At 62.9% G+C, this 23,062-nt stretch carries 22 protein-coding genes and 1 other RNA gene; 17 read left to right on the forward strand and 6 right to left on the reverse strand.

What is annotated here, in order from left to right; genetic code table 11:
• Nucleotides 1-221: 221 nt before the first annotated feature.
• The 4 genes from edd to U5A67_RS00700 all read left to right on the forward strand — a co-directional run bounded on the left by edd (nt 222) and on the right by U5A67_RS00700 (nt 4,990).
• A complete protein-coding gene (gene edd, locus U5A67_RS00685) occupies nt 222-2,114 on the forward strand; it encodes a phosphogluconate dehydratase (protein WP_321815940.1) in 1,893 nt (630 codons plus the stop codon).
• 23 nt (nt 2,115-2,137) lie between these two features.
• Nucleotides 2,138-2,779, forward strand: a complete 642-nt coding sequence (eda, locus tag U5A67_RS00690) for a bifunctional 4-hydroxy-2-oxoglutarate aldolase/2-dehydro-3-deoxy-phosphogluconate aldolase (protein ID WP_321815941.1) — start codon at nt 2,138-2,140, stop codon at nt 2,777-2,779.
• Nucleotides 2,780-3,057: 278 nt separating this feature from the next.
• Nucleotides 3,058-4,419 carry a GntP family permease gene (locus U5A67_RS00695; protein WP_321815942.1) on the forward strand — a complete coding sequence of 454 codons (1,362 nt, stop codon included), beginning with the start codon at nt 3,058-3,060 and terminating at the stop codon, nt 4,417-4,419.
• A 67-nt stretch (nt 4,420-4,486) separates the two neighbouring features.
• Nucleotides 4,487-4,990: a gluconokinase gene (locus U5A67_RS00700; protein ID WP_321815943.1), complete on the forward strand. Its 504-nt coding sequence runs from the start codon at nt 4,487-4,489 to the stop codon at nt 4,988-4,990.
• Nucleotides 4,991-5,059: 69 nt separating this feature from the next.
• Here the strand turns inward: U5A67_RS00700 and U5A67_RS00705 are convergent, their stop codons facing one another.
• A complete protein-coding gene (locus U5A67_RS00705; protein ID WP_321815944.1) occupies nt 5,060-6,136 on the reverse strand; it encodes a porin in 1,077 nt (358 codons plus the stop codon).
• Nucleotides 6,137-6,387: 251 nt separating this feature from the next.
• Here U5A67_RS00705 and U5A67_RS00710 point away from each other — a divergent pair, with 251 nt between their 5' ends.
• Both U5A67_RS00710 and U5A67_RS00715 read left to right on the forward strand, forming a co-directional pair.
• Nucleotides 6,388-7,779, forward strand: coding sequence for an MFS transporter (locus tag U5A67_RS00710; protein WP_415767522.1), 1,392 nt, complete (start codon nt 6,388-6,390; stop codon nt 7,777-7,779).
• A 38-nt stretch (nt 7,780-7,817) separates the two neighbouring features.
• Nucleotides 7,818-8,654 (forward strand): IclR family transcriptional regulator, encoded by an 837-nt coding sequence (locus U5A67_RS00715; RefSeq protein WP_321815945.1) that lies wholly within the window; start codon nt 7,818-7,820, stop codon nt 8,652-8,654.
• Nucleotides 8,655-8,753: 99 nt separating this feature from the next.
• Here the strand turns inward: U5A67_RS00715 and purB are convergent, their stop codons facing one another.
• Together purB and U5A67_RS00725 are read right to left on the reverse strand one after the other, a co-directional pair.
• Nucleotides 8,754-10,142: an adenylosuccinate lyase gene (purB, locus tag U5A67_RS00720; protein WP_321815946.1), complete on the reverse strand. Its 1,389-nt coding sequence runs from the start codon at nt 10,140-10,142 to the stop codon at nt 8,754-8,756.
• Between the two features lie 206 nt (nt 10,143-10,348).
• The gene (locus tag U5A67_RS00725; protein ID WP_321815947.1) at nt 10,349-10,798 is read right to left on the reverse strand and encodes a hypothetical protein; all 450 of its coding nucleotides are present in this window, start codon (nt 10,796-10,798) and stop codon (nt 10,349-10,351) included.
• Between the two features lie 369 nt (nt 10,799-11,167).
• Between U5A67_RS00725 and U5A67_RS00730 the strand changes: the two genes are divergently transcribed.
• Together U5A67_RS00730 and U5A67_RS00735 are read left to right on the forward strand one after the other, a co-directional pair.
• Entirely contained in the window at nt 11,168-11,614 is a 447-nt protein-coding gene (locus tag U5A67_RS00730; RefSeq protein ID WP_321815948.1) for a glycosyltransferase family 9 protein, read from the forward strand.
• Between the two features lie 89 nt (nt 11,615-11,703).
• The gene (locus U5A67_RS00735) at nt 11,704-12,654 is read left to right on the forward strand and encodes a LysR family transcriptional regulator (protein WP_321815949.1); all 951 of its coding nucleotides are present in this window, start codon (nt 11,704-11,706) and stop codon (nt 12,652-12,654) included.
• A 15-nt stretch (nt 12,655-12,669) separates the two neighbouring features.
• Here U5A67_RS00735 and U5A67_RS00740 read toward each other — a convergent pair whose 3' ends face one another.
• Entirely contained in the window at nt 12,670-12,972 is a 303-nt protein-coding gene (locus U5A67_RS00740) for a hypothetical protein (protein WP_321815950.1), read from the reverse strand.
• On the opposite strand from U5A67_RS00740, the gene U5A67_RS00745 reads away from it, so the two are divergent.
• The 5 genes from U5A67_RS00745 (at nt 12,971) to U5A67_RS00765 (ending at nt 17,672) form a co-directional block, all read left to right on the forward strand.
• Nucleotides 12,971-14,269, forward strand: coding sequence for a Glu/Leu/Phe/Val dehydrogenase (locus U5A67_RS00745; protein WP_321815951.1), 1,299 nt, complete (start codon nt 12,971-12,973; stop codon nt 14,267-14,269). The two genes, U5A67_RS00740 and U5A67_RS00745, sit on opposite strands and share 2 nt — an antisense overlap.
• A gap of 288 nt (nt 14,270-14,557) precedes the next feature.
• Nucleotides 14,558-15,451, forward strand: coding sequence for a glutamate/aspartate ABC transporter substrate-binding protein (locus tag U5A67_RS00750; RefSeq protein WP_321815952.1), 894 nt, complete (start codon nt 14,558-14,560; stop codon nt 15,449-15,451).
• 81 nt (nt 15,452-15,532) lie between these two features.
• On the forward strand, nt 15,533-16,273 hold the full coding sequence (locus U5A67_RS00755; protein WP_205981433.1) for an amino acid ABC transporter permease: 741 nt from the start codon (nt 15,533-15,535) through the stop codon (nt 16,271-16,273).
• Nucleotides 16,273-16,950 (forward strand): glutamate/aspartate ABC transporter permease GltK, encoded by a 678-nt coding sequence (gene gltK, locus U5A67_RS00760; RefSeq protein WP_205981432.1) that lies wholly within the window; start codon nt 16,273-16,275, stop codon nt 16,948-16,950. Before U5A67_RS00755 ends, gltK begins: the two co-directional genes overlap by 1 nt.
• Entirely contained in the window at nt 16,947-17,672 is a 726-nt protein-coding gene (locus tag U5A67_RS00765) for an amino acid ABC transporter ATP-binding protein (RefSeq protein WP_205981431.1), read from the forward strand. The genes gltK and U5A67_RS00765 overlap by 4 nt, the downstream gene beginning before the upstream one ends.
• A gap of 115 nt (nt 17,673-17,787) precedes the next feature.
• Here U5A67_RS00765 and U5A67_RS00770 read toward each other — a convergent pair whose 3' ends face one another.
• Nucleotides 17,788-18,708 (reverse strand): class II glutamine amidotransferase, encoded by a 921-nt coding sequence (locus tag U5A67_RS00770; protein WP_321815953.1) that lies wholly within the window; start codon nt 18,706-18,708, stop codon nt 17,788-17,790.
• A 354-nt stretch (nt 18,709-19,062) separates the two neighbouring features.
• Between U5A67_RS00770 and pyrC the strand changes: the two genes are divergently transcribed.
• The 3 genes from pyrC (at nt 19,063) to rnpB (ending at nt 21,476) form a co-directional block, all read left to right on the forward strand.
• Entirely contained in the window at nt 19,063-20,118 is a 1,056-nt protein-coding gene (pyrC, locus tag U5A67_RS00775) for a dihydroorotase (RefSeq protein ID WP_205981429.1), read from the forward strand.
• 65 nt (nt 20,119-20,183) lie between these two features.
• A complete protein-coding gene (locus U5A67_RS00780) occupies nt 20,184-21,041 on the forward strand; it encodes a DUF3025 domain-containing protein (protein ID WP_321816001.1) in 858 nt (285 codons plus the stop codon).
• Nucleotides 21,042-21,065: 24 nt separating this feature from the next.
• An RNA gene (gene rnpB / locus U5A67_RS00785) (RNase P RNA component class A) lies at nt 21,066-21,476 on the forward strand.
• A gap of 69 nt (nt 21,477-21,545) precedes the next feature.
• Here the strand turns inward: rnpB and U5A67_RS00790 are convergent.
• Nucleotides 21,546-21,968, reverse strand: coding sequence for an OsmC family protein (locus tag U5A67_RS00790; RefSeq protein WP_167061121.1), 423 nt, complete (start codon nt 21,966-21,968; stop codon nt 21,546-21,548).
• 657 nt (nt 21,969-22,625) lie between these two features.
• On the opposite strand from U5A67_RS00790, the gene rplM reads away from it, so the two are divergent.
• Nucleotides 22,626-23,054 (forward strand): 50S ribosomal protein L13, encoded by a 429-nt coding sequence (rplM, locus tag U5A67_RS00795; protein ID WP_065065130.1) that lies wholly within the window; start codon nt 22,626-22,628, stop codon nt 23,052-23,054.
• Nucleotides 23,055-23,062 lie beyond the last annotated feature (8 nt).

Below are 23,062 nucleotides of genomic sequence, written 5' to 3' on the forward strand. Positions count from 1 at the left end.
GTACAAAAACTACAAGAATGGATTGTGCAAAGCAATGCTCGTTTCACTGAATCATTGGTGGGAAAGGTTTATAGGAAGTTTTTCAGCGTTTGCAGGATTCGAATCCAGGGCAAAACCGGGATTGCGAGCATGTAGTTTTTCTACTAACATCGCGCCATCGCTGACCGGACCGCGTGATGTGTCCCCGAGCGTCCCCGTGAGATAAAAAGGAAGGAGATTCGATGGTTTCCCCGCATTCTCAGTTGATGAAGGTCACGCGGCGCGTGATCGAGCGCAGCAAGCCGACGCGTGAGGCCTATCTCGCGCGTATCGTCGCGGCGCAGGACCGTTTCCCGGCACGCGGCGCGCTCTCGTGCGCGAACCTCGCTCACGGTTTCGCCGGTCTCGAAGGGCGCGACAAGATCGCTATCAAGTCGATCCGCGAACCGAACATCGGCATCGTCTCGTCCTATAACGAGATGCTCTCGGCGCACGCGCCCTACAAGGATTTCCCCGAAATCATCAAGAAGGCGGCCCGCGAAGGCGGCGGCGTCGCGCAATTCGCGGGCGGCGTGCCGGCGATGTGCGATGGCGTTACGCAGGGTAATGCCGGCATGGAGCTGTCGCTGTTCTCGCGCGAAGTGATCGCGATGAGCACGGCCGTTGCGCTCACGCACAATATGTTCGACGCGGCGCTGTGTCTCGGCGTGTGCGACAAGATCGTGCCGGGCCTGTTAATCGGCGCGCTTCAGTTCGGCCATCTGCCGACCATCTTCGTGCCCGCGGGCCCGATGACCACGGGCATCTCGAATGACGACAAGGCCAAGGTGCGCCAGCAGTTCGCGACCGGCCAGTGCGGCCGCGAGGCGCTGCTCGAATCCGAAGCCGCGGCTTATCACGGTCACGGCACCTGCACGTTCTACGGCACGGCCAACAGCAACCAGATGCTGATGGAAGTGATGGGCCTGCATCTGCCGGGTTCGGCGTTCATCCATCCGCATACGCCGCTGCGCGATGAACTCACCGCCGCTGCTGCGCGCCGCGTGCTCGAACTGACGGTCGAGCGCGGCAATTACACTCCGATTGGCCATGTGGTCGACGAAAAGGCCGTGATCAACGGCATCGTCGCGCTGATGGCGACGGGCGGCTCGACCAATCACACGCTGCATCTCGTGGCGATGGCCCGTGCGGCGGGCATCCTGATCGACTGGAACGATTTCGACGAACTCTCGGCGTCGGTGCCGCTGCTTGCGCGCGTCTATCCGAACGGCAAGGCCGATGTGAATCACTTCCATGCGGCGGGCGGTATCGCCTTCCTCGTGCGCGAACTGCTCGATGGCGGCTTGCTGCACGAAGACGTCAAGACCGTGGCGGGCGACGGTCTGCGCCACTACGCGCAGGAACCGAAGCTGCTCGACGGCAAGCTCACGTGGGTCCCGGCGGTGGAGAAGAGCGCCGACCCCGCCGTGCTGCGTCCGTTGCCCGAGCCGTTCCAGCCGGACGGCGGACTGCGCCTCATGCAGGGCCGTCTGGGCCGCGGCGTCATCAAGATTTCGGCGGTCGCGCCCAATCACCGCACCGTGCGCGCGCCCGCGATCGTGTTCGACTCGCAGGAAGCCGTGCAGGAAGCCTTCGATCGCGGCGAACTCGAACGAGATTTCGTGGCCGTCGTGCGCTTCCAGGGTGCGCGCGCCAACGGCATGCCGGAACTGCACCGCCTCACGCCGCTGCTCGGCGTGATGCAGGACAAGGGCTTCCATGTGGCGCTGGTGACGGACGGACGCATGTCAGGCGCGTCGGGCAAGGTGCCCGCCGTGATCCACGTCTCGCCGGAAACGCTGCTGCACGGCCCGATCGGCAAAGTGCGCGATGGCGATACGATCGTGATCGATGCGGTCGCCGGTGTGCTCGATGTCGAAGTGGACGACGCCGAATGGGACGCGCGTCCGGTCGCGCTGCCCGCGCATCAGGAAAGCAATGAGGTGGGCTTCGGCCGCGAGCTGTTTGGCGTGTTCCGCGCCACGGCGGCGCCAGCGGAGCTGGGCGCCACGGTGTTCGGCCCGCTGGTCGGCGAGGTCAATGCGCCGGCTTCGAGCGCCGTCTCCGCAACCCACGCTGCCCACGCGACGAACTGAATTCATCATCAAGGAGCCTGAACATGGCAACAAACTCGGTGGCCGACATCGTCCGCCTCGGCCCGGTGATCCCGGTGCTGGCATTCGAAACGTCCGAACAGGGTGAGCACGTCTCGCGCGCGCTGCACGCGGGCGGCGTCAAGGTGCTGGAAATCACGCTGCGCACGGCGGCGGGGCTCGAAGCGATCGAGCGCGCCGCGCAGATCGCAGAGGATATCGTCGTCGGCGTGGGCACGATCACGAAGCCCGAGCACTGCGCGCTGGCGAAGAAGGCCGGCGCCCAGTTCGGCGTCTCGCCGGGCCTGACGCGCGAGATCCATCAGGCTTCGCTCGACGCGGGCCTGCCGCTGCTGCCGGGCGTGATGACGCCGACCGACATCATCGTCGCGATGGAACTCGGCTACGAGATCGTCAAGTTCTTCCCGGCGGTTCCGGCCGGCGGCCTGAACATGCTTCAGGCGTTCCACGGCCCGTTCCCGACGCTCAAGTTCTGCCCGACGGGCGGCATCAGCGCCGAAACCGCAACGAACTTCCTCGCGCTGCCGAACGTGGTCTGCGTGGGCGGTTCGTGGCTCACGCCGAAGGCCGCGCTTGCCAACCAGGACTGGGCCGAAGTGACGCGCCTCGCGTGCGCCGCGAGCGAACTGTCGCGCCCGGTGCGTTAAGCATCGCTCGTGGCATCTTGATTCGGCAATCGTTCGTGCCCCGAATTTAACGCGCCGAATCAGCGCTTTAGCGCCGATACTCGATACGAGCCGCGCAGGCCGCGCCCACCGGGCGTCAGGCTTGCGCGGCTCGCTCGTCTTTCGAGCAGATAACGCCGAAAGCCGTTATAACCTCTACAATCTCGGCCCGGCGACGGCCGACCCCTTCCGCCCGGAACGCACTGAGCGTCGCCGCGTGGCCGCGGAAGGGAATGAACAACTACCTGGAGAGGAGCCTCATGGGAGTGGCCCACGGCAGTTCGCTGCTGATTTACGCGCTCGTCGCGATTGCTGCGCTGATCTTCATGATCACGCGTTTGAAGGTTTATCCGTTTCTCGTCCTGATCATCGTGTCTCTGCTCCTGGGTCTTGCCAGCGGCATGCCGATGGATCAGATCGTCAAGTCGTTCGAGACCGGCAACGGCAACACGCTCGGCCACATCGCGATCGTGGTGGGTCTGGGCACGATGCTCGGCAAGATGATGGCCGAATCCGGCGGCGCCGAGCGCATTGCCACCACGCTGATCCGCTGGTTCGGCGAGAAGAACATTCACTGGGCGATGATGTGCGTCGCCGTGATCGTCGGCTTGCCGGTGTTCTTCGAAGTGGGCTTCGTGCTGCTGATTCCGATCGCGTTCAACGTCGCCAAACGCACCGGCAAGTCGCTGCTGCTGATCGGCCTGCCGATGGTCGCGGGTCTGTCGGTCGTGCACGGCCTGATTCCGCCGCACCCGGCCGCGCTGCTGGCCGTGCAGGCGTATCACGCCGATATCGGCCGCACCATCGCCTATGGTCTGATCGTCGGCATTCCGACGGCGATCGTCGCCGGTCCGCTGTTCGCGCTCTTTATTCATCGCCACATCAAGCTGCCGGAAAACAATCCGCTGTCCGCGCAATTCGTGAGCAAGGCGGAACCGAAGCCGGATAGCGAACTGCCGAGCTTCGGCGTGACGCTCTTCACGATCCTGCTGCCGGTGATCCTGATGCTGATCGGCTCGTGGGCCGACCTCGTCTTCACGCCGAAGACGCTGCCTAACAGTCTGTTGCACTTCATCGGCACTTCGGATGTCGCGCTGCTGATCGCGGTGCTGGTAAGCTTCTGGACCTTCGGTGCGTCGCGCGGCTTCAACCGCGAGCAGATCCAGAAGTTCTGCGGCGAATGTCTCGCGCCGATCGCCGGGATCACGCTGATCGTCGGTGCAGGCGGCGGCTTTGGCCGCGTGCTGATGGATAGCGGCGTGTCGAAGCAGATCGTCGACTTGGCGCAGACCGCGCATCTGTCCCCGCTGTTGCTGGGCTGGCTGGTGGCGGCGCTGATTCGCCTCGCGACGGGTTCGGCGACGGTGGCGATGACAACGGCCTGCGGCATCGTCGCGCCGATCGCCTCGGCGGCGGGCGTGACCGTCAAGCCCGAACTGCTCGTGCTGGCCACGGGTTCGGGCTCGCTGATCTTCTCGCACGTCAACGATGGCGGCTTCTGGCTGATCAAGGAATATTTCGGCATGACCGTGGGTCAGACGTTCAAGACCTGGTCGCTGCTGGAAACCATCATTTCGCTGCTGGGCCTCGGACTGACGTTCGCGCTCTCTGCAGTGGTGTAACAGGAAATTTTGCGTGAGGCGGAGCGGGGCATGGGCGCCGCGTTCCGCTGAATGAGGAGCAGTAGAGATGATTCTGATTGCAATGGGCGTGTCGGGCGCCGGCAAGACGCGCATCGGCGAGATGCTGGCCGAGCGCCTCAAGTGCACCTTCACCGACGGCGATGCTTTCCACAGCGAAGCCAACAAGAAGAAGATGCACGACGGTATTCCCCTGACCGACGACGACCGTTGGCCCTGGCTGCGCACGATCCGCGTGGCGATCGAGGAAAAGCAGCACGCGCACGAGACGGCCGTGTTCACGTGCTCGTCGCTCAAGCGCTCGTACCGCGACATCCTGCGCGGCGGCGACCATGACGTGTGCTTCGTCTATCTGAACGGATCGTTCGAAGTGCTGCGTGAGCGCCTTGGCGCGCGCACCGGTCACTTCTTCGATCCGTCGCTGCTGCAAAGCCAGCTCGACACGCTCGAAGCGCCGGGCGCGGACGAAGCGATCGTCGTGAGCATCGAACTCACGCCTGAGCAGATCGTCGACGATGTGCTCAAGCAACTGGAAGCGCGCCGCGTGGGCTGATCGCCCGCAGTGGACTGCCAAAGTCGAAAAGCCCCGGCTCCGTGCCGGGGCTTTTTGTTTTCTGACGCCTCAGAACGAATGCGTGATGCCGACGTGCGCAAGCAACTGCGACTGCGTCGACGAATTGCCGTTCGGATAGGTCGCCGCCGTCGCGCCTTCGCCCGATGCCTTCTGGTACGTAAGCGTGATCTGCACCTGCGTGCGCTTCGAGAGCGAATACAGATTGCCCGCCTCGAACGTGTTCCAGTGATCGCCACCCATGCGCGAATACGTGTAGTTGAGCGTGACCGCTTCGGCTGCCGTGAAGCGGTAGAGCAGGCCCACATCCTGATTCTGCATATGGGTCGAGGCGCTCGCACCCTTGATGTCGGTGCGCGTGTAGAGCGCGTTGGCGAGCAGCGCGTCGGTGATCTTGTAGGTCGCGCCGATCCCCAGATTGTTCACCTCGTTCGACTGGAACGTCTTGCTGGCCGAGAGCGTCTGTCCAAGGAAACTCGTGAAGCCGAAGTAGGTGTACATGTCGAGCACGCGTCGCTGCGTCGTCATGTAGGTCACGCCGGCGGAGAGCGGCCCGTTGTCATAGGTCAGATAGCCGCCGCTGCTGTGGCCGGTCGCGTCCGAGCCCGTGAAGCCGTACATCGCGCCCGCGTGGAAGCCGTAAAAGTCGGGGCTGCGGTACTTCACGGCGTTTTCGATCTGATAGCCGTTGGTGAGGCTGTCGAGATTGCCCGAGTGGAACGCATATAGATTGCGATTCCAAAAGGCGTTCGAATAACGGATCGCCACGTCGTCCATCAGATCGGCCTGACGGCCAAACGTGAGCGTGCCATAGGGCGTTTCCATGCCGACATAGGCATTGCGGTCGAACAGCGTGTTCGACTTGATCAGATTGCCGGTGTTGATGTTGAAGCCGCTTTCGAGCATGAAGATGGCCTTGTAGCCGCCGCCCAAATCCTCCTTGCCCGTAAAGCCCCAGCGCGTGGGCGAACCGATCCCCGACGCCGTGCCGAACGACGAGCCGCCCTTCTTGTTGTTGATGTAGGTGAGTCCGGAGTCGACCTGTCCCCAAAGCGTGACCGAACTCTGCGCCTGTGCAAGCGAACTGACCAGCAAGCCACACCCTGCGAGAAGAAGCTGTTTTTTCATGTTGTTGACCGTGGAGGCACGAGCACAGCCCGCCGAACGCTGCCGGCTGAACTTGAATTAACCATAGGTGGATATTTTGTTTTTATTTGGTCTTATTTCTGTCAAATCATAAAAGCGTGATTTGCGCTTTATCAAGTAAAAAATTAAAAAATTAAAAAATCCGGACTTGACCGTCGGTTTTGTGAGTCATAGCATCTCCATCCATGGTTCTAAAAAACCACTAATGGTTAATTCATCGCCCAATCCTTTACATGGAGAGAGACACCGTGGCCGCCACACGACCCACCCGCGTGCGATACCTGATGCTGTTCCTTGTGTTTGTCGGAACCGTCATCAATTACGTGGATCGCGCCAACCTGTCGGTGGCCGCGCCGCTGCTCAAACAGGAGTTCGGTCTCGGGCCGGTCGAGATCGGCGTGCTGTTTTCCGCCTACGCGTGGACCTATGTGATCGCCAATATCCCGGGCGGCTGGGTTGTCGACCGCTTCGGTTCGCGCGCGATGTATGCACTGGCCGTGCTGGTCTGGTCGGCGTTCACGGTTGCTCAGGGTTTCGCCGGGCGCTTCGCGACGATCTTCGGGCTGCGCCTGGGCGTGGGCGTGGCCGAAGCGCCGACTTTCCCCGTCAACAATCGGGTGGTATCGATCTGGTTCACGCAGCGCGAGCGCGGCACGGCCACTTGCGTTTATCTGGTCGGCCAGTACATCGGCATGGCGGCGCTCACGCCCGCGCTGTTCTGGATCGCGCACGCGTTCGGCTGGCGCGCGATCTTCTGGGCGACGGGCGCAGTCGGCATCGTCTGGGCGGGGGTGTGGTATCTGCTTTATCGCGATCCCGAGCAATGCGCGTGGGTCAGCGAAGCCGAGCTTGCGCACATCCGCAATGGCGGCGCTCTGGTCGGCTCAAGCCATTCGGGCGCGGCGAACGCGCAGCCGCAGAAGTTTCCGTGGCGCAAGCTCGCCACCGTGTTCCGCAACCGCCAGATCATCGCGATCTGCATGGGCAAGTTCGCGTCGCTCTCGTCGCTGTATTTTTTCCTGACGTGGTTCCCGAGCTACCTCATCAGCGAACGCCACATGACAGTGCTGAAGGCGGGCGGCATGACGGCGGTGCCGTTTATCGCGGCGTCGATTGGCGTGGTGGCGGGCGGCACGCTGTCCGATTTCCTGCTGCGCCGGGGCACGAGTGTGGGCGCCGCGCGCAAGACGCCGATCATCACCGGCCTGCTGCTCGTGCCCACGATGACGCTTTCCCTGCTCACCGACAGCAACGCCGTGGTGATCGCCATCATGTCGTTCGCGTTTTTCGCGCAGGGCGTGGCGTCGGCGTCGTGGTCGCTGATCGGCGATATCGCGCCTAAAAGCATGATCGGCATCACGGGCGGCGCGGTGAACTTCGCGGGCAACCTCTCTGGTATCGTTACGCCCATTGCGATTGGCTTCATCCTGCGCGAGACCGGTTCGTTCGGCTGGGCGCTCGGGCTCATCAGCGTGTTCGCGGTGATGGGGGCGCTGGCCTACACTTTCCTGCTCGGCGAAGTAAAGCGCATCGAGATCGGCGATGAAACGGCGTCGGATGTGCCAGGCGCGGCTTCCCGCGCTGCCGCCGAACCGCGCGAAGCCGCGCCTTCCACGCAGGATTGAGCCCGCGCGCTTGTTCGTGCTTCTCATCACACAGGTTTATGTCCGACTACAACGAGACTCACGAGAGCGCCCCCGACAGCGATGACACTTACCTCGTGCCCGCGCTGGAGCGTGGGCTGCGCATTCTCGAACTGTTCCGTCATCAGGATCCGGTGCTCACGCCCAACGCGATCGCGCAGCGCCTGAACCTGCCGCGCACCACGGCGATTCGCCTTGTGCAGACGCTGCAATCGCTCGGCTATCTGGAGCGCGCGAACCGCGACCGCGACTTCCGTCTCGGGCCGCGCGTGATGAAGCTCGGTTTCGAATATCTGAATTCGCTCGCGCTGACCGACATCGGCACGCCCGTGATCGAGCGTCTGCGCGACGAAACAGGTTTCGCGAGTCATCTGGTGGTGCGCGATGGCCGCGACGTGGTGTTCGTCGCCAAGGCGTGGACGCACGACAACACGCTCAGCACGATCAAGGTGAATGTGGGCACGCGCATTCCGGCGCATGCGTCGGTGCATGGTCACGTGCTGCTGGGCGACTTCAGCGAGGTCGATATCGACAAGCTGTTCCCCGAGTCGATGCTGCCCACCTACACGCCGTACACGCCGCGCAGCGCGAAGGAAGTCTACGAGCGCGCGCAGAAGTACGCGGCGGAAGGCTGTGCGGTGAGCGAGTCGTCGTTCGAGCCGGGCATTTCGGTGATCAGCGCGCCGGTGCGCGACAGTTCCGGTCTGATCGCGGCGGCGGTGACGCTGACTGTGGCGCGGCCGTTCCTCGAAAAAACCATGGTCGATGCGGGGCTGGTCGGTCGCGTGAAGTCCGCGGCGAAGGATCTTTCCGAGCGGCTTTGTTTCTACGAGGAAGAAGAAGGCGGGAAGGCATAAAGAGCGCAGCAGGCAGCACGCGCTCCAGATAGACAAAAGGCGCGCCGTTCACCTCGAACGGCGCGCCTTTTTCATGCGGCGCGGTAAAAGCGTGAACGCTTACGCGATGCGCTTTGCCAGCTCGGCAGCCTTGCCTGTGTACGAGCCGGGCGTCATTTCCATCAGGCGCTGCTTTGCTTCTTCAGGAATCGCGAGACCCGTGACGAAGGTTTGCAGCGCTTCGCGTGTGATGCCCTTGCCGCGCGTGAGTTCCTTCAACTGCTCGTACGGATTTTCGATGCCGTAACGGCGCATGACGGTCTGCACCGGCTCGGCCAGCACTTCCCACGTGGCGTCGAGGTCCTCGTTCAGGCGCTGCGGGTTCACTTCGAGCTTGTCCAGACCGCGGATCAGCGCGTCGTACGAGAGCAGCGAGTAACCGAGCGCGACGCCGATATTGCGCAGCACCGTCGAATCGGTCAGGTCGCGCTGCCAGCGCGAAACCGGCAGCTTGTCGGCGAGGTGGCGCAGCGTGGCGTTGGCCAGACCCAGATTGCCTTCCGAGTTTTCGAAGTCGATCGGATTGACCTTGTGCGGCATGGTCGACGAACCGATTTCGCCGGCCTTCAGCTTCTGCTTGAAGTAGCCGAGCGAGATGTAGCCCCAGACGTCGCGGTCGAGGTCAAGCAGGATCGTGTTCGCGCGCGCGATGGCGTCGAACAGTTCAGCCATGTAGTCGTGCGGTTCGATCTGGATCGTGTACGGGTTGAACACGAGCTTCAGACGCTGTTCGACGACTTCCTTCGAGAACGCTTCCCAGTCGAATTCCGGGTACGCCGACAGGTGCGCGTTGAAGTTGCCGACCGCGCCGTTCATCTTGCCGAGCAGTTCGACCTTCTCGATACGCTGGATCGCACGCGCGAGACGCGCCGCGACGTTGGCGATTTCCTTGCCGAGCGTGGTCGGGCTGGCGGGCTGACCGTGCGTGCGCGAGAGCATCGGCTGATCGGCGTGCGTGTGCGCGAGCTTGACGAGACGCTCGTACACCGAGCGCAGCGCCGGCAGGATCACGTGTTCGCGCGCGCCGGCGATCATCAGGCCGTGCGAGGTGTTGTTGATGTCTTCCGAGGTGCAGGCGAAGTGGATAAATTCACTTGCGCGCTCCAGTTCCGGCTGACCCTTCACCGATTCCTTGAGCCAGTATTCGACGGCCTTGACGTCGTGGTTCGTCACGCGCTCGATGTCCTTGATGCGCGCGGCGTCGTGCGCCGTGAAGTTCTCGGCGAGCTTGAGCAGGAACTGCTCCGACGCTTCCGAGAAGCGCGGCACTTCCGCGAAGCCGGCTTGCGACAGGGCGATCAGCCAGTGGATTTCCACGGTCACGCGGTTGCGCATGAAGGCGGCTTCCGAGAGCCATTCGCGCAGGGCTTCGGTTTTCGAGGCGTAACGGCCGTCGAGCGGGGAGAGCGCGTTGAGCGCGAAGAGGGTATCGGGACGAGTGTCGGACATGATGGGGACGTAACGGCTGACGTTACGATCAGAAAGGAACCGGGGGGAGCCGCATATTTTATCACCACGCTGACGGGGGCCGGGCGGCAATGCGGACGTGGGGAACGCCGGGTGTCGGCGCGGCGTCCGGCACGGTTTTCGGACTCATCTGACAGACTTCGGGAAGCGCGGGCGATACCTTTGAAGGGTCGGCAGCACTGGCTGCTTCAAGCTCCCCGATCCGCATGAACCACGACCTTGCTTCTTCCGCGCTTTCCTCCGCCGCCGAATCCGTTCAATTGGTAGCCGCCGGTCTTGCCGAACATCGCGCGGGCCAGCTTCCCGCCGCGCAGGCGCTCTACGAATGAGCCCTCGCGCGCGATGCCGGCTGTGCCGGCGCGCTGCACTATCTGGGCGTGCTCGCCATGGGGCGCAACGAACTGGTTGGCGCCGTCACGCTGATGGACTAGGCGCTCGCACTGGCGCCGCACGACAGCAAATGCCTGAGCAACTGCGGCGTGGCGGCCGCGCGCATGAGCGATCACGCCGGCGCGGTGGCATTCCAGCGCAAGGCCATCGAACACGCGCCAGCTTTCGCCAACGCGGACAACAAACTGGGCAACGCGCTGATGGAACTGGGCAGGCAGCCGCGGCCGAGCAACACTATCGCTGCGCACGTACGCTCGACCCGCAATTTGCGCATTTCGCCTTCAATCTGGGGCGCGCGCTGGACAAGGCGGATCGCAAGGACGCAACCATCGCCGAACTGCGCGCGGCGCGCGCATTGGGCGCGAACGGCACGCCCACGCTGATGCACTCGATGCCTAGGTGGCGCCGGAACTGGCTTCGCTCGTGGCTTCTGTGCCGAGCGTTCCGCGTCCTGAGCGAGAAACCGGACGACGAAACCATCGCGCGCGATTACGACTACTGGTGCGACGTGATGGGCCTGCCGGGACGTCTGCCCGGCGAGCCGATCTACGCCCCGGTGCCTTACATGTACGCGCAACCGGCTCAGGCGGCTGCGTGGCACGAGCGTGTGCAGATGCTTGCGCCGCATTGGTCTGGTCTGGGCCGGAAATCCGCGTCATCACTTCGATGCGTTCCGTTCCGTGCCGCTCACGACCTTGCTACCGCTCGCGGAACGTGAAGGCAACGCCTGGTTCGCCATCCAGAAGGGACCCGGCGCGACCCAGCTCGCCGATGTGGCGCTGCACGCAATCGGCGACGAACTGTCGGACTTCGCCGCCACGGCCGCGCTGATCGAGAATCTGGACCTGGTCATTACCGTCGATACTTCGGTCGCGCATCTGGCGGGCGCGCTCGGCAAGCCGGTCTGGGTGCTGCCGGCGCCGCCGCCCGACTGGCGCTGGGGCAAGAATCGCGACGATTCCGTCTGGTATCCGTTGGCGCGCGTGTTCCGGCAGAGCATGCTGGGCGACTGGAGCGATGTGCTGGCGCCATTGCAGGGCTCGTTGGGCGAAACCGCGCCGTAACGCGGTGCCTTGGGAATTCCCCGATGGCCGCCCCAGAGCGGCGCGCGCGGGCCTAGAATGCGGACTTCTCATTCGCTTCCCGGTCCCGCATGGAACTCAAATGGCTCGAAGACTTCGTTTCGCTCGCGGAAACGCATAGTTTCAGCCGCTCCGCCGAGCTGCGCCACGTCACGCAGCCGGCGTTCTCGCGCCGGATTCAGGCACTCGAAGCGTGGCTCGGCACCGAACTGATCGATCGTTCGGTTTATCCGACGCGTCTGACTTCCGCGGGCCAGGTGTTCTACGAGCAGGCGCTCGCGATGCTGTCGCAGTTTCACGAGGCGCGCACGGTGCTGCGCGGTCACACGGCCACGCCCGCCGCGACGATCGAATTCGCGGTGCCGCACACGCTCTCGCTCACGTATTTTCCGCGCTGGCTCGAGCGTATCGAGGCGAAACTCGGCCGCATTCACACGCGTCTGCGCGCACTCAACGTGCACGACGCGGTGCTCTCGCTGGTCGAAGGCGGTTGCGATCTGGTGATGGGTTATCACCATCCGAGTCATCCGGTGACGCTCGATCCGGCGCGCTACGACACGCTCACGCTCGGCATCGAATCGATCAGCCCGTACTCGGCGCCGCAACGCGCGGGCCGCGCGCGCTACACGCTGCCGGGCACGCCCGACTCGCCCACGCCGTATCTCTCCTACACGCCGAACGCCTACCTTGGCCGCATGACCGAGGTGATCGTCGCCAATGCGCCGACACGGCTTTATCTCGACCGCGTCTACGAAACCGATATGGCCGAAGGCCTCAAGGCGATGACGCAGGCCGGCCACGGCATCGCTTTTCTGCCGCACAGCGCGGTGGAGGAAGCGGTCGCGCAGGGCAAGCTGATTCGTCTCGATCGCGGCACGCGTGGCGCGCCTGAGGGCCAGTTCACGCTCGATATGGAAATCCGCCTCTATCGCGACAAGCTCGCCGCTCAAGGCGACGACGCTCGCGTATCGCTCGTGCGGGCATTGTGGGATGCGGTCAGCCAGGAAATCGCGCGCGGGTAGTTGCAGGTAGAGCAGTCAGTGACTGCCAGCAAATTTCACCAAAGAATCAAGCTCGATGCGAAAACGGGCACGGTAGCGCAAGCCACCGTGCCCGCTTTCGCATTGCTGTTTTGCGCGCTCCGAAACAATCGTTGCGTCATGTTGACGCGCCAACGCGATTCCCGAAAACGCCCGCCGTTGCAGGACATCGGCGACACGTTTTTTCGACTTTTTCAACGTTATGCACGAAAAGCATAACGTGATGAGCAAACGGCATTGGCGCTGGCGAAGGGCTTTTCTGACAATGGCAGCACTTGTTCGATCGCTTGGAGCGTTCATGTCTTCCCAATCGCAGTCTGCTGTGTCTTCGGTTCCTTCCTACCTTAACGCCGAGTCGCTCGGTCCGTGGGGCAACTATCTCCGTCAGGTGGATCGCGTCGCGCCGTACCTCGGTTCGCTGTCGCGCTGGCTCGAAACGCTCAAGCGTCCGAAGCGCATTCTGATCGTCGATTGCCCGATCGAACTCGATAACGGTACCGTCGCGCACTTCGAAGGCTACCGTGTCCAGCACAACGTTTCGCGTGGTCCCGGCAAGGGCGGCGTGCGTTATCACCAGGACGTTACGTTGTCCGAAGTGATGGCGCTGTCGGCGTGGATGTCGGTGAAGAACGCGGCTGTGAACGTTCCTTACGGTGGCGCGAAGGGCGGTATCCGCGTCGATCCGCGCACGCTCTCGCGTGGTGAGCTCGAGCGCCTGACGCGCCGCTACACCAGCGAAATCGGCATCATCATCGGACCGAACACCGACATTCCTGCGCCGGACGTCAACACGAACGAGCAGATCATGGCGTGGATGATGGACACGTACTCCATGAACCAGGGCCAGACGTCCACGGGCGTCGTGACCGGCAAGCCGATCTCGCTGGGCGGCTCGCTCGGCCGTCGCGAAGCGACCGGCCGTGGCGTGTTCGTGGTCGGTTGCGAAGCGGCTCGCCGCAAGGGTCTGTCGATCGAAGGCGCACGTATTGCCGTGCAGGGTTTTGGTAACGTCGGCGGCATCGCTGCGCGTCTGTTCCAGGAAGCGGGCTCGAAGCTCGTTACGGTGCAGGACCACACGGGTTCGATCCACAAGTCGACCGGTATCGACGCTGACGCGCTGCTCGAGCACGTGGCGAAGACGGGCGGCGTGGCAGGTTTCGCCGGCGCCGACATGCTCAGCAACGACGAATTCTGGACCATCGAAACCGACATCCTGATTCCGGCCGCGCTGGAAAACCAGATCACGGAAGCGAACGCCGGCAAGATCCGCACGAAGATCATCGTCGAAGGCGCAAACGGCCCGACCACGACGGCAGCCGACGACATCCTGCACGACAAGGGCATCCTCGTGATCCCGGACGTCGTTGCGAACGCGGGTGGCGTGACCGTTTCGTACTTCGAGTGGGTGCAGGACTTCTCGAGCTTCTTCTGGACCGAAGGCGAGATCAACGAGCGTCTGGAACGCGTGATGCGCGAAGCGTTCACGGCGGTCTGGCAAGTGTCGAGCGAGCAGGGCGTGTCGATGCGTACGGCAGCGTTTATCGTGGCCTGCAAGCGCATCCTGATGGCGCGCGAAATGCGCGGCCTGTATCCCTGATCGATAACGGTTTGCCGCTTCGGAAGGCTTTCGGATCGAAGCGGTAAAAATTGCGTTGCCGGCTATCTCCGGCAACTGGCGGGCGGTCCCCACAAGGGGCCGCCCGTTTTTGCATTTGTACTGTGAAAAACATGTGAAAAAAGCGGCCGCGGGGGCGCTGTTGATGCAGCGCGCAAGCGCGATTCGACGGCGGTTGTGCGTGCTTGCAACGCCAGGGATCGCCTTTATTCTTTCAATAAAATTACTTTGCTACACTGCCCCCGATCCATGCCAAGAAGGAGATCACAGATGAAATTCAAAAAGGCCGCGCTCGTTCTCGCCACCCTCGGACTGGTCGCCGTCGGTGCTCACGCGCAGGACTCGGGGACGCTCAAAAAAATCAAGGACACCGGCGTGATCTCGCTGGGTCACCGCGAATCGTCGATCCCGTTTTCGTACTATGACGACAAGCAGAATGTGATCGGCTACTCGCAGGACTTCGCGCTCAAGATCGTCGAGGCGGTGAAGCAGAAGCTGAACATGCCGAACCTCAAGGTCAAGATGGTGCCGATCACCTCGCAGAACCGCATTCCGCTCGTGCAGAACGGCACGATCGACATCGAATGCGGCTCGACGACCAACAACGCCGAACGTCAGCAACAGGCCGCCTTCACGAACACGATCTTCGTGATCGGCACGCGCCTGATGACGAAGAAGGATTCGGGCATCAAGGATTTCGCCGACCTCAAGGGCAAGACCGTCGTGACGACGGCTGGCACGACGTCGGAGCGTCTGCTGCGCAAGATGAACCAGGACAAGAACCTGGGCATGAACATCATCAGCGCGAAGGACCACGGCGAATCGTTCATGACGCTCTCCACCGGCCGCGCCGTGGCGTTCATGATGGACGACGCACTGCTCGCAGGCGAGCGCGCGAAGTCGAACAATCCGGGCGATTTCGTGATCGTCGGCACGGCGCAATCGCGTGAAGCGTACGGCTGCATGCTGCGCAAGAACGACCCCGAATTCAAGAAGGTCGCCGACGACGCCATCGCCAAGGTCGAAACCTCGGGCGACGCCAACGCGATCTACAAGAAGTGGTTCGAATCGCCGATTCCGCCGAAGGGTCTCAACCTGAACTTCCCGGAAAGCGACGACATGAAGGCGCTCTACAAGAGCCCGAACGACAAGGCTATCGACTGATTCCGGTTAAAAACCTGATCAGCGTATAAAACAGAACGGAAGAAGCCACGCTTCTTCCGTTCTTTTTGTTGGAGTCTCTTCATGTCCTATCACTGGAACTGGGGCATTCTGCTCAGCCCGGTCTCGACGGGCGAACCCACCACCTACCTCGGCTGGCTCATTTCGGGCCTCTGGGTGACGGTATCGGTGTCGCTGTGCGCGTGGGTCATCGCGCTCATCGTCGGTTCGTTCTTCGGCGTGCTGCGCACGGTGCCGAATCGTTTTCTCGCGGCTGTCGGCACGGTCTACGTGGCGATCTTCCGCAATATCCCGCTGATCGCGCAGTTCTTCATCTGGTATTTCGTGCTGCCGGAACTCGTGCCGCCGTCGCTCGGCAACGCGTTCAAGCAGTTGCCGCCGGGTGTGCAGTTCTTCACGGCATCGGTGATCTGTCTGGGCCTCTTCACGGCTGCGCGCGTGTGCGAGCAGGTGCGCTCGGGCATCAACGCCTTGCCGCGCGGCCAGCGCGCTGCCGGTCTGGCGATGGGTTTTACGCAATGGCAGACGTATCGCTACGTACTCCTGCCGGTTGCGTACCGCATCATCGTGCCGCCGCTCACCTCCGAATTCCTGAACATCTTCAAGAACTCGGCGGTCGCGTCGACTATCGGTCTGCTCGATCTGTCCGCGCAGGCGCGCCAGCTCGTCGACTACACGGCGCAAACCTATGAGTCGTTCATCTCGGTCACGCTCGCCTATGTGCTGATCAACCTGGTCGTCATGACGCTGATGCGCTGGGTCGAAGCGAAGAGCCGGCTGCCCGGCTATATCGGAGGCAAGTGATGCATCATTTCGACTGGAGCGGTATTCCGGGCGCGCTGCCGACGTTGTGGACCGGCGCCATCGTCACCTTCAAGATCACGGTTTGCGCGATCGTTGTCGGGATTCTGTGGGGCACGCTGCTCGCGCTGATGCGCCTGTCGGGCGTGAAGCCGCTCGAATGGTTCTCCAAGGGCTACGTGACGGTGTTCCGTTCGATCCCGCTGGTGATGGTGCTGCTGTGGTTCTTTCTGATCGTGCCGCAGGTGCTGCAGAATCTGCTGGGCCTGTCGCCGGATATCGACATTCGCCTTGCGTCCGCGATGATCGCGTTCTCGCTGTTCGAGGCCGCGTATTATTCGGAGATCATTCGCGCGGGCATTCAGGCGGTGCCGCGCGGGCAGGTCAACGCGTCGTTTGCGCTCGGCATGCGTTACGGCCAGGCGATGCAGCATGTGGTGCTGCCGCAGGCGTTTCGCGCGATGGTGCCGCTGCTGCTCACGCAGGCCATCGTGCTCTTTCAGGACACGTCGCTCGTGTATGTCATCAGTCTCGCCGACTTTTTCCGCACGGCCACCAATATCGGCGATCGTGACGGAACGATGGTCGAGATGGTACTGTTCGCGGGCGCATGCTATTTCGTGATCTGCGTGATCGCGTCGAGCCTTGTGAAAGGACTTCAGAAAAAGGTCGCAAGATGATTTCAATTAAGAACGTTTCGAAGTGGTACGGCCAGTTCCAGGTGCTGACCGACTGCACGACGGAAGTGAAGAAGGGCGAGGTGGTGGTGGTGTGCGGGCCGTCGGGCTCGGGCAAGTCCACGCTCATCAAGACCGTCAACGGACTCGAGCCGTTCCAGCAGGGCGAGATCCTCGTGAACGGCCAGTCGGTGGGCGACAAGCGCACCAATCTCTCGAAGCTGCGCGCGAAGGTGGGCATGGTGTTCCAGCACTTCGAGCTGTTTCCGCATCTGTCGATCACCCAGAATCTGACGCTCGCGCAGATCAAGGTGCTCGGCCGCGGCAAGGACGAAGCCACGCAGAAGGGCCTCAAGCTGCTCGACCGCGTGGGTCTGCGCGCGCACGCCGATAAATTCCCCGGCCAGCTTTCGGGCGGGCAGCAGCAGCGCGTGGCGATCGCGCGTGCGCTGTCGATGGACCCGGTGGCGATGCTGTTCGACGAACCCACTTCGGCGCTCGATCCCGAGATGATCAACGAAGTGCTCGACGTGATGGTGGAGCTGGCCCAGGAAGGCATGACCATGATGTGCGTGACGCACGAAATGGGCTTTGCGAAGAAGGTCGCGCATCGCGTGATCTTCATGGACAAGGGCGCCATCGTCGAAGACGACCGCAAGGAAGACTTCTTCGCCAATCCGAAGTCGGATCGCGCGAAGGATTTCCTCGCCAAGATCCTGCACTGACCGATGCTGTGGCGCGCCGCGGGTTGCAAACCGCGGCGCACGCAACGAAAAAGCCGCGCAAGCTGTGGAGCTTGCGCGGCTTTTTTCATCCGGCGGATTCGATGCAGGAAAGCGCTTATTCGCCCCAGCTTTGCAACGCGGCGACCGCTTCCGGGTCGACTTCGCCCGGCTGCTTCGAGCAAGGCGACACGCGCGACGCGCTCGCGGACGCATCCAGCGATGGGTTCTTCAGCTTGTCGAGCACCTTTTGCGGCACCGGTACGCTGGTCTGCGCGATCACCTCGCCGTGCTGGAACATCAGCAGGTCGCCGGGCGCGAAGCGGGTCCAGACTTCGTTGTCGGTGAGCGGGGCGGTGGCGATCACGGCCACGCGGTCTTCCGGCGTGGTGTATTTCGCGAAGTCGATGGACACGTCGGCGTCCACCAGATGCGCGGTGGAGAACGGCCAGCGCCGCACCAGATAGTGCAGATGCGTCGAGCAGTGCGCGAACAGCGCCTGGCCGTTCGACATCAGGAAATTGAATACGCCGAACTGCGTGATTTCGCGCGTGAGCGTTTCGAGCGCGGCGAACAGTTCGTCGAGCGGCGGCTGCGTGCCCGGAAACGCCTTGCGCAACCCTTGCAGCAGCACGCAGAACGCGCGCTCGCTATCGGTCGTGCCCACGGGCTGATACTGGCCCGTCAAGACCGGATTGAAATCCTGCAGGTCGCCATTGTGGGCGAAGATCCAATGGCGGCCCCAGAGTTCGCGCTGGAACGGATGGCTGTTTTCCAGCGAGCAACTGCCCTGGGTGGCCTTGCGGATATGCGCGATGGTGTTGCGGGATTTGATCGGATAGTGCTTGACCATCTCGGCGATGGGCGAGCGGGCCGATGCTTCGTTGTCGATAAACAGGCGGCAGGCCTTGTCTTCGAAGAATGCGATGCCCCAGCCGTCGGCGTGGTGATCGGTGGCGCCGCCGCGCGCCGCGAATCCTGTGAAGGAGAACGTGACGTCCGTCGGCGCGGCGCAGTTCATTCCGAGAAGTTGGCACATGGCGCGTATCTGATGCTGTGAAGCTGGGCCAAAGCCGGTCCGGGTCGGGCCCGGGTCTGGCCTCGTGACCCGGTACAATGATGATTTTCCAAGCATATCACCGGGCTGCGGCGCGCCAATACGAAATTTGTCGGATGCTTTCCCGCCTCGCGCGAAAGCCCGCCGCCAGAGCGTGTGCGCCGGATTGCGCGGCCATCCGGCTGTCGTGTGCGCGCGACGCCTCGCGGCCGCTTGTGGCAGTTCGTGGCCGCTGATGGTCGCTGACGGTCGCCGCCTTCGCGTGTCATGCCTGGAAACGCTTGTAGTTGTCGTTTGCTGTCCCTTCCGCGCATCACGTATCAGATCAGAGTAGCCATGAACGCCACCACCCCCACGACTCTTACGCTCGCCCGCCCCGACGACTGGCACCTGCACGTGCGCGACGGCGAGATGCTCGCCGCGGTCCTGCCGCACACCGCCCGCCAGTTCGGCCGCGCGATCATCATGCCGAACCTCAAGCCGCCGGTCACCACGACCGAAATGGCCGCCGCCTATCGCGAGCGCATTCTCGCGGCGCTGCCGGCCGGCATGAAGTTCGAACCGCTGATGACGCTCTATCTGACCGACAACACGCCCGCCGACGAAATCCGCCGCGCCAAGGCAAGCGGCTTCGTGCACGGCGTGAAGCTGTATCCGGCAGGCGCGACCACCAACTCGGACGCCGGCGTGACCGACATCCGCAAGTGCGCGAAGACGCTGGAAGCGATGCAGGAAGTGGGCATGCCGCTGCTGGTGCACGGTGAAGTCACGAGCGCCGACATCGACCTGTTCGATCGCGAAAAAGTCTTTATCGACCGAGTGATGACGCCGCTGCGCCGCGATTTCCCGGGCCTCAAGGTGGTGTTCGAGCACATCACGACCAAGGATGCCGTCGATTACATCCGTGCCGATACCGCGGCTCCCGGCCTGCTGGGCGCGACCATCACCGCGCATCACCTGCTGTACAACCGCAACGCGATCTTCCTCGGCGGCATTCGTCCGCATTACTACTGCCTGCCGGTCCTGAAGCGCGAAACGCACCGCGTCGCGCTGGTCGAAGCGGCAACCTCGGGCGACGCGCGCTTCTTCCTCGGCACCGATAGCGCGCCGCACGCGAAGGGCCTGAAAGAGCACGCCTGCGGCTGCGCGGGTTGCTACACGGCGCTGCACGCGCTCGAGCTGTACGCCGAAGCGTTCGACAACGCCGGCGCGCTCGACAAGCTCGAAGGCTTCGCGAGCTTTTTCGGCGCGGACTTCTACGGCCTGCCGCGTGCGACCGAAACGGTCACGCTGCGCCGCGAAGACTGGCAACTGCCGACGGAAATCGAAGCGGGCGGCGTGCCTGTCGTGCCGCTGCGCGGCGGCGAGACGATCGGCTGGAAGCTGGCTTGAGCGTTGCCATGCCCGCCGCGGCGCCGGGTGACGTGGTGCCGGACGTGGTCGATGCGGGCGCATCGATGCGCCCGGCATTGCCGCCGAAGCCGCCGCGCCGCAGCCTGCCCGAAGGCAGTTTCGCCGACATCGACTGGGCGCATCCGTGGTTCGCCCAGCACGAAGCGCGCGGACGCCGCTGGCAGCAGGCAGCGCTGGCGGGCTACGCGTGCTATCTGGAAGAGCTGAATGCCGATGCGCGCGCAACCGGCTATCGCACGGGGCGCGGGCAGGCGCTGCACTTCATCGCGCAGGACGATCTGCCGGAAGGCGCGTCCTACGAAGGGCACATCGCCGCGACGGGCGGCGTGCCCACGCGCCACAACCTGCACGACTTCTTCAACGCGCTGCACTGGTTCGCGTTCCCGCGCATCAAGGCGGCGCTCAATGCGCGACAGGCCGATGCGATCGACGTGCTGGGCGTAGGCGCCACGCGCGGCAATGTCCGCGACGCCCTCACGCTGTTCGACGAAAACGCCGTGCTGTTCGCGAGCGCCGATCCCGCGCTCACGCAGGCGTTGCGCGGCTTCGACTGGCGCGCGCTGTTTGTCGAGGGGCGCGCGAAGTGGGAATCGGCCTGCGAAGTCCGCGTGTTCGGCCATGCGCTGCTCGAAAAGTTGATCACGCCCTATGCGGCGTGCACGGCGCACGCGTGGGTGATCGACGTGCCCGAAACGTATTTCACGTGGTCGCGCGCAGAGCGCAACGCCCATCTCGACGCAACGGTGAGCGCGACGCTCGCCGCCAATGCCGACCTGAACGGCCGCAGCTTCGCGCCGCTGCCGGTGCTGGGCATTCCGGGCTGGTGGGGCGCGAACGAAGCGCCGTCTTTCTACGACGACACCTCGGTGTTTCGTGCTGGCCGGCGTCAGCGCCCACGTTGAAGGCGTGCTAAGATCGCGCCTCGCAAAGCAGGCCAGGCAGTCGCGGCCCCGAGATTTCGGTCGAGGGGGCGAGGAAAGTCCGGACTCCACAGGGCAGGGTGATGGCTAACGGCCATCCGTGGCGACACGCGGAACAGGGCAACAGAGAACAGACCGCCGATGGCCCGATTTCGGTCGGGATCAGGTAAGGGTGAAACGGTGCGGTAAGAGCGCACCGCGTCTGCGGTGACGTAGACGGCACGGTAACCTCCACCCGGAGCAATTCCAAGTAGGCAGGCGCGCATCTTCGGGATGCAGGATGGGGCCCCCATTTCGTCTGCGGGTAGGAAGCTTGAGCGCGTCAGCAATGGCGCGCCTAGAGGAATGGCTGCCACGCGCGGCGCGTCTTCGGACGCGGCGTGTGCACAGAATCCGGCTTATCGGCCTGCTTTGCAGCCTCATTCATGCAAAAAGCCGGCGCGGTTCATCAGAACCGCGCCGGCTTTTTCTTTTCCCGCAGCGTTTTTAGACCGCGACGATCTCGAACGAATGCGTGATCTCGGCAGTCTTGCCGATCATGATCGACGCCGAGCAGTACTTGTCGTGCGACAGGTTGATCGCGCGCTCGACCGTCGCCGGGTTCAGATTCTTGCCCGTCACCGTGAAGTGGAAGTGGATCTTCGTGAAGACCTTGGGATCTTCGCTCGCGCGTTCGGCCTTGAGCGTCACGTTGCAGCCGCTCACTTCCTGACGGCTCTTCTTCAGGATCAGCACGACGTCATAGGCCGTGCAGCCGCCGGTGCCCAGCAGCACCATTTCCATCGGACGCGGCGCGAGGTTGTGACCGCCGCCTTCCGGGGCGCCGTCCATGTTGACCAGATGGCCGCTGCCCGTTTCGGCTGCGAATGCCATGCCATCCTGACCCATCCAGCTTACTTTGACTTCCATGCTTTGCCCCTGCGCAAATTATCTCGATTCAGCCGGCATTGTAGCCCGCGTCATACTGGTATGTCCGGGGGGACATGGCGCATGCCGATCATGCGCTTCGCTTGAATGTTGCGGCGCGAAAGCGCGGTCTCAAGAGGATTTCCCTGTCGGAATTAGGGGTTTCGCTCTAGCTAAACGGACGGCTGCTTTCGCGGGGCTTTCGTAATGCACTGATTTATATAAAAAATCCCAGCGCGACCGCTAAATTCCATCGTTTCACATTATGAATTGTACTTTCACAATGCAAATTCTCTTGCGTCGCACAAGGTCGATCTGTATAGTTCATCTCATTGGTTGTCGTGCTTCACGACACCTCAGCATGTCTCCTCCACCCTCCTCCAAAGAGTGGATTAAGCCCGAGCTAACGCGCTTGGGCTTTTTTTCGTCCGCGTTTTTTGCCCCGTCGGCCGCTTCCCGGCAGCCTCGCCGCAGATATTTTGACGGCGCTTCAAATTTCCCTTTATAATCCAAGGTTTCCCGCATCATGCCCGCGGGGAAACTGGGTTTTTCGTGGATCACTGCGGAAAGCCCGGACCAGGGAGAGCCTGCGCCGGCGCCAACGAGTGCCATCACACAAGCAGGACCGAATCAGGGCACAAGTTATTTTTTGGATCGATCATGAAGACTTTTTCCGCCAAGGCACATGAAGTGCAGCGCGAATGGTACGTGATTGACGCGACGGATAAGGTTCTCGGCCGTGTCGCCAGCGAAGTGGCGCGCCGTCTTCGCGGCAAACACAAGCCTGAGTTCACCCCGCACGTCGACACTGGCGATTTCATCGTCATCATCAACGCCGGCAAGCTGAAGGTCACGGGCAACAAGACGACCGACAAGAAGTACTACCGTCACTCGGGCTACCCGGGCGGTATCTACGAAACGACGTTTGGCAAGATGCAAGAACGCTTCCCGGGCCGCGCGCTCGAGAAGGCGGTCAAGGGCATGCTGCCGAAGGGCCCGCTGGGCTACGCGATGATCAAGAAGCTCAAGGTCTACGCAGACGCAACGCATCCGCACTCGGCTCAACAGCCGAAGGCGCTCGAGATCTAAGGGAGCCC

The sequence above is a fragment of the Paraburkholderia sp. J69-1 genome, assembly GCF_905220255.1.
In the GTDB taxonomy this organism is placed as follows: Bacteria; Pseudomonadota; Gammaproteobacteria; order Burkholderiales; family Burkholderiaceae; genus Paraburkholderia.

Coding starts and splice junctions, on each gene's coding strand:
- edd (WP_321815940.1), top strand. CDS start 222: ATGGTTTCCCCGCATTCTCAGTTGATGAAGGTCACGCGGCGCGTGATC.
- eda (WP_321815941.1), top strand. CDS start 2,138: ATGGCAACAAACTCGGTGGCCGACATCGTCCGCCTCGGCCCGGTGATC.
- U5A67_RS00695 (WP_321815942.1), top strand. CDS start 3,058: ATGGGAGTGGCCCACGGCAGTTCGCTGCTGATTTACGCGCTCGTCGCG.
- U5A67_RS00700 (WP_321815943.1), top strand. CDS start 4,487: ATGATTCTGATTGCAATGGGCGTGTCGGGCGCCGGCAAGACGCGCATC.
- U5A67_RS00705 (WP_321815944.1), bottom strand. CDS start 6,136: ATGAAAAAACAGCTTCTTCTCGCAGGGTGTGGCTTGCTGGTCAGTTCG.
- U5A67_RS00710 (WP_415767522.1), top strand. CDS start 6,388: ATGGAGAGAGACACCGTGGCCGCCACACGACCCACCCGCGTGCGATAC.
- U5A67_RS00715 (WP_321815945.1), top strand. CDS start 7,818: ATGTCCGACTACAACGAGACTCACGAGAGCGCCCCCGACAGCGATGAC.
- purB (WP_321815946.1), bottom strand. CDS start 10,142: ATGTCCGACACTCGTCCCGATACCCTCTTCGCGCTCAACGCGCTCTCC.
- U5A67_RS00735 (WP_321815949.1), top strand. CDS start 11,704: ATGGAACTCAAATGGCTCGAAGACTTCGTTTCGCTCGCGGAAACGCAT.
- U5A67_RS00745 (WP_321815951.1), top strand. CDS start 12,971: ATGTCTTCCCAATCGCAGTCTGCTGTGTCTTCGGTTCCTTCCTACCTT.
- U5A67_RS00740 (WP_321815950.1), bottom strand. CDS start 12,972: ATGAACGCTCCAAGCGATCGAACAAGTGCTGCCATTGTCAGAAAAGCC.
- U5A67_RS00750 (WP_321815952.1), top strand. CDS start 14,558: ATGAAATTCAAAAAGGCCGCGCTCGTTCTCGCCACCCTCGGACTGGTC.
- U5A67_RS00755 (WP_205981433.1), top strand. CDS start 15,533: ATGTCCTATCACTGGAACTGGGGCATTCTGCTCAGCCCGGTCTCGACG.
- gltK (WP_205981432.1), top strand. CDS start 16,273: ATGCATCATTTCGACTGGAGCGGTATTCCGGGCGCGCTGCCGACGTTG.
- U5A67_RS00765 (WP_205981431.1), top strand. CDS start 16,947: ATGATTTCAATTAAGAACGTTTCGAAGTGGTACGGCCAGTTCCAGGTG.
- U5A67_RS00770 (WP_321815953.1), bottom strand. CDS start 18,708: ATGTGCCAACTTCTCGGAATGAACTGCGCCGCGCCGACGGACGTCACG.
- pyrC (WP_205981429.1), top strand. CDS start 19,063: ATGAACGCCACCACCCCCACGACTCTTACGCTCGCCCGCCCCGACGAC.
- U5A67_RS00780 (WP_321816001.1), top strand. CDS start 20,184: ATGCGCCCGGCATTGCCGCCGAAGCCGCCGCGCCGCAGCCTGCCCGAA.
- U5A67_RS00790 (WP_167061121.1), bottom strand. CDS start 21,968: ATGGAAGTCAAAGTAAGCTGGATGGGTCAGGATGGCATGGCATTCGCA.
- rplM (WP_065065130.1), top strand. CDS start 22,626: ATGAAGACTTTTTCCGCCAAGGCACATGAAGTGCAGCGCGAATGGTAC.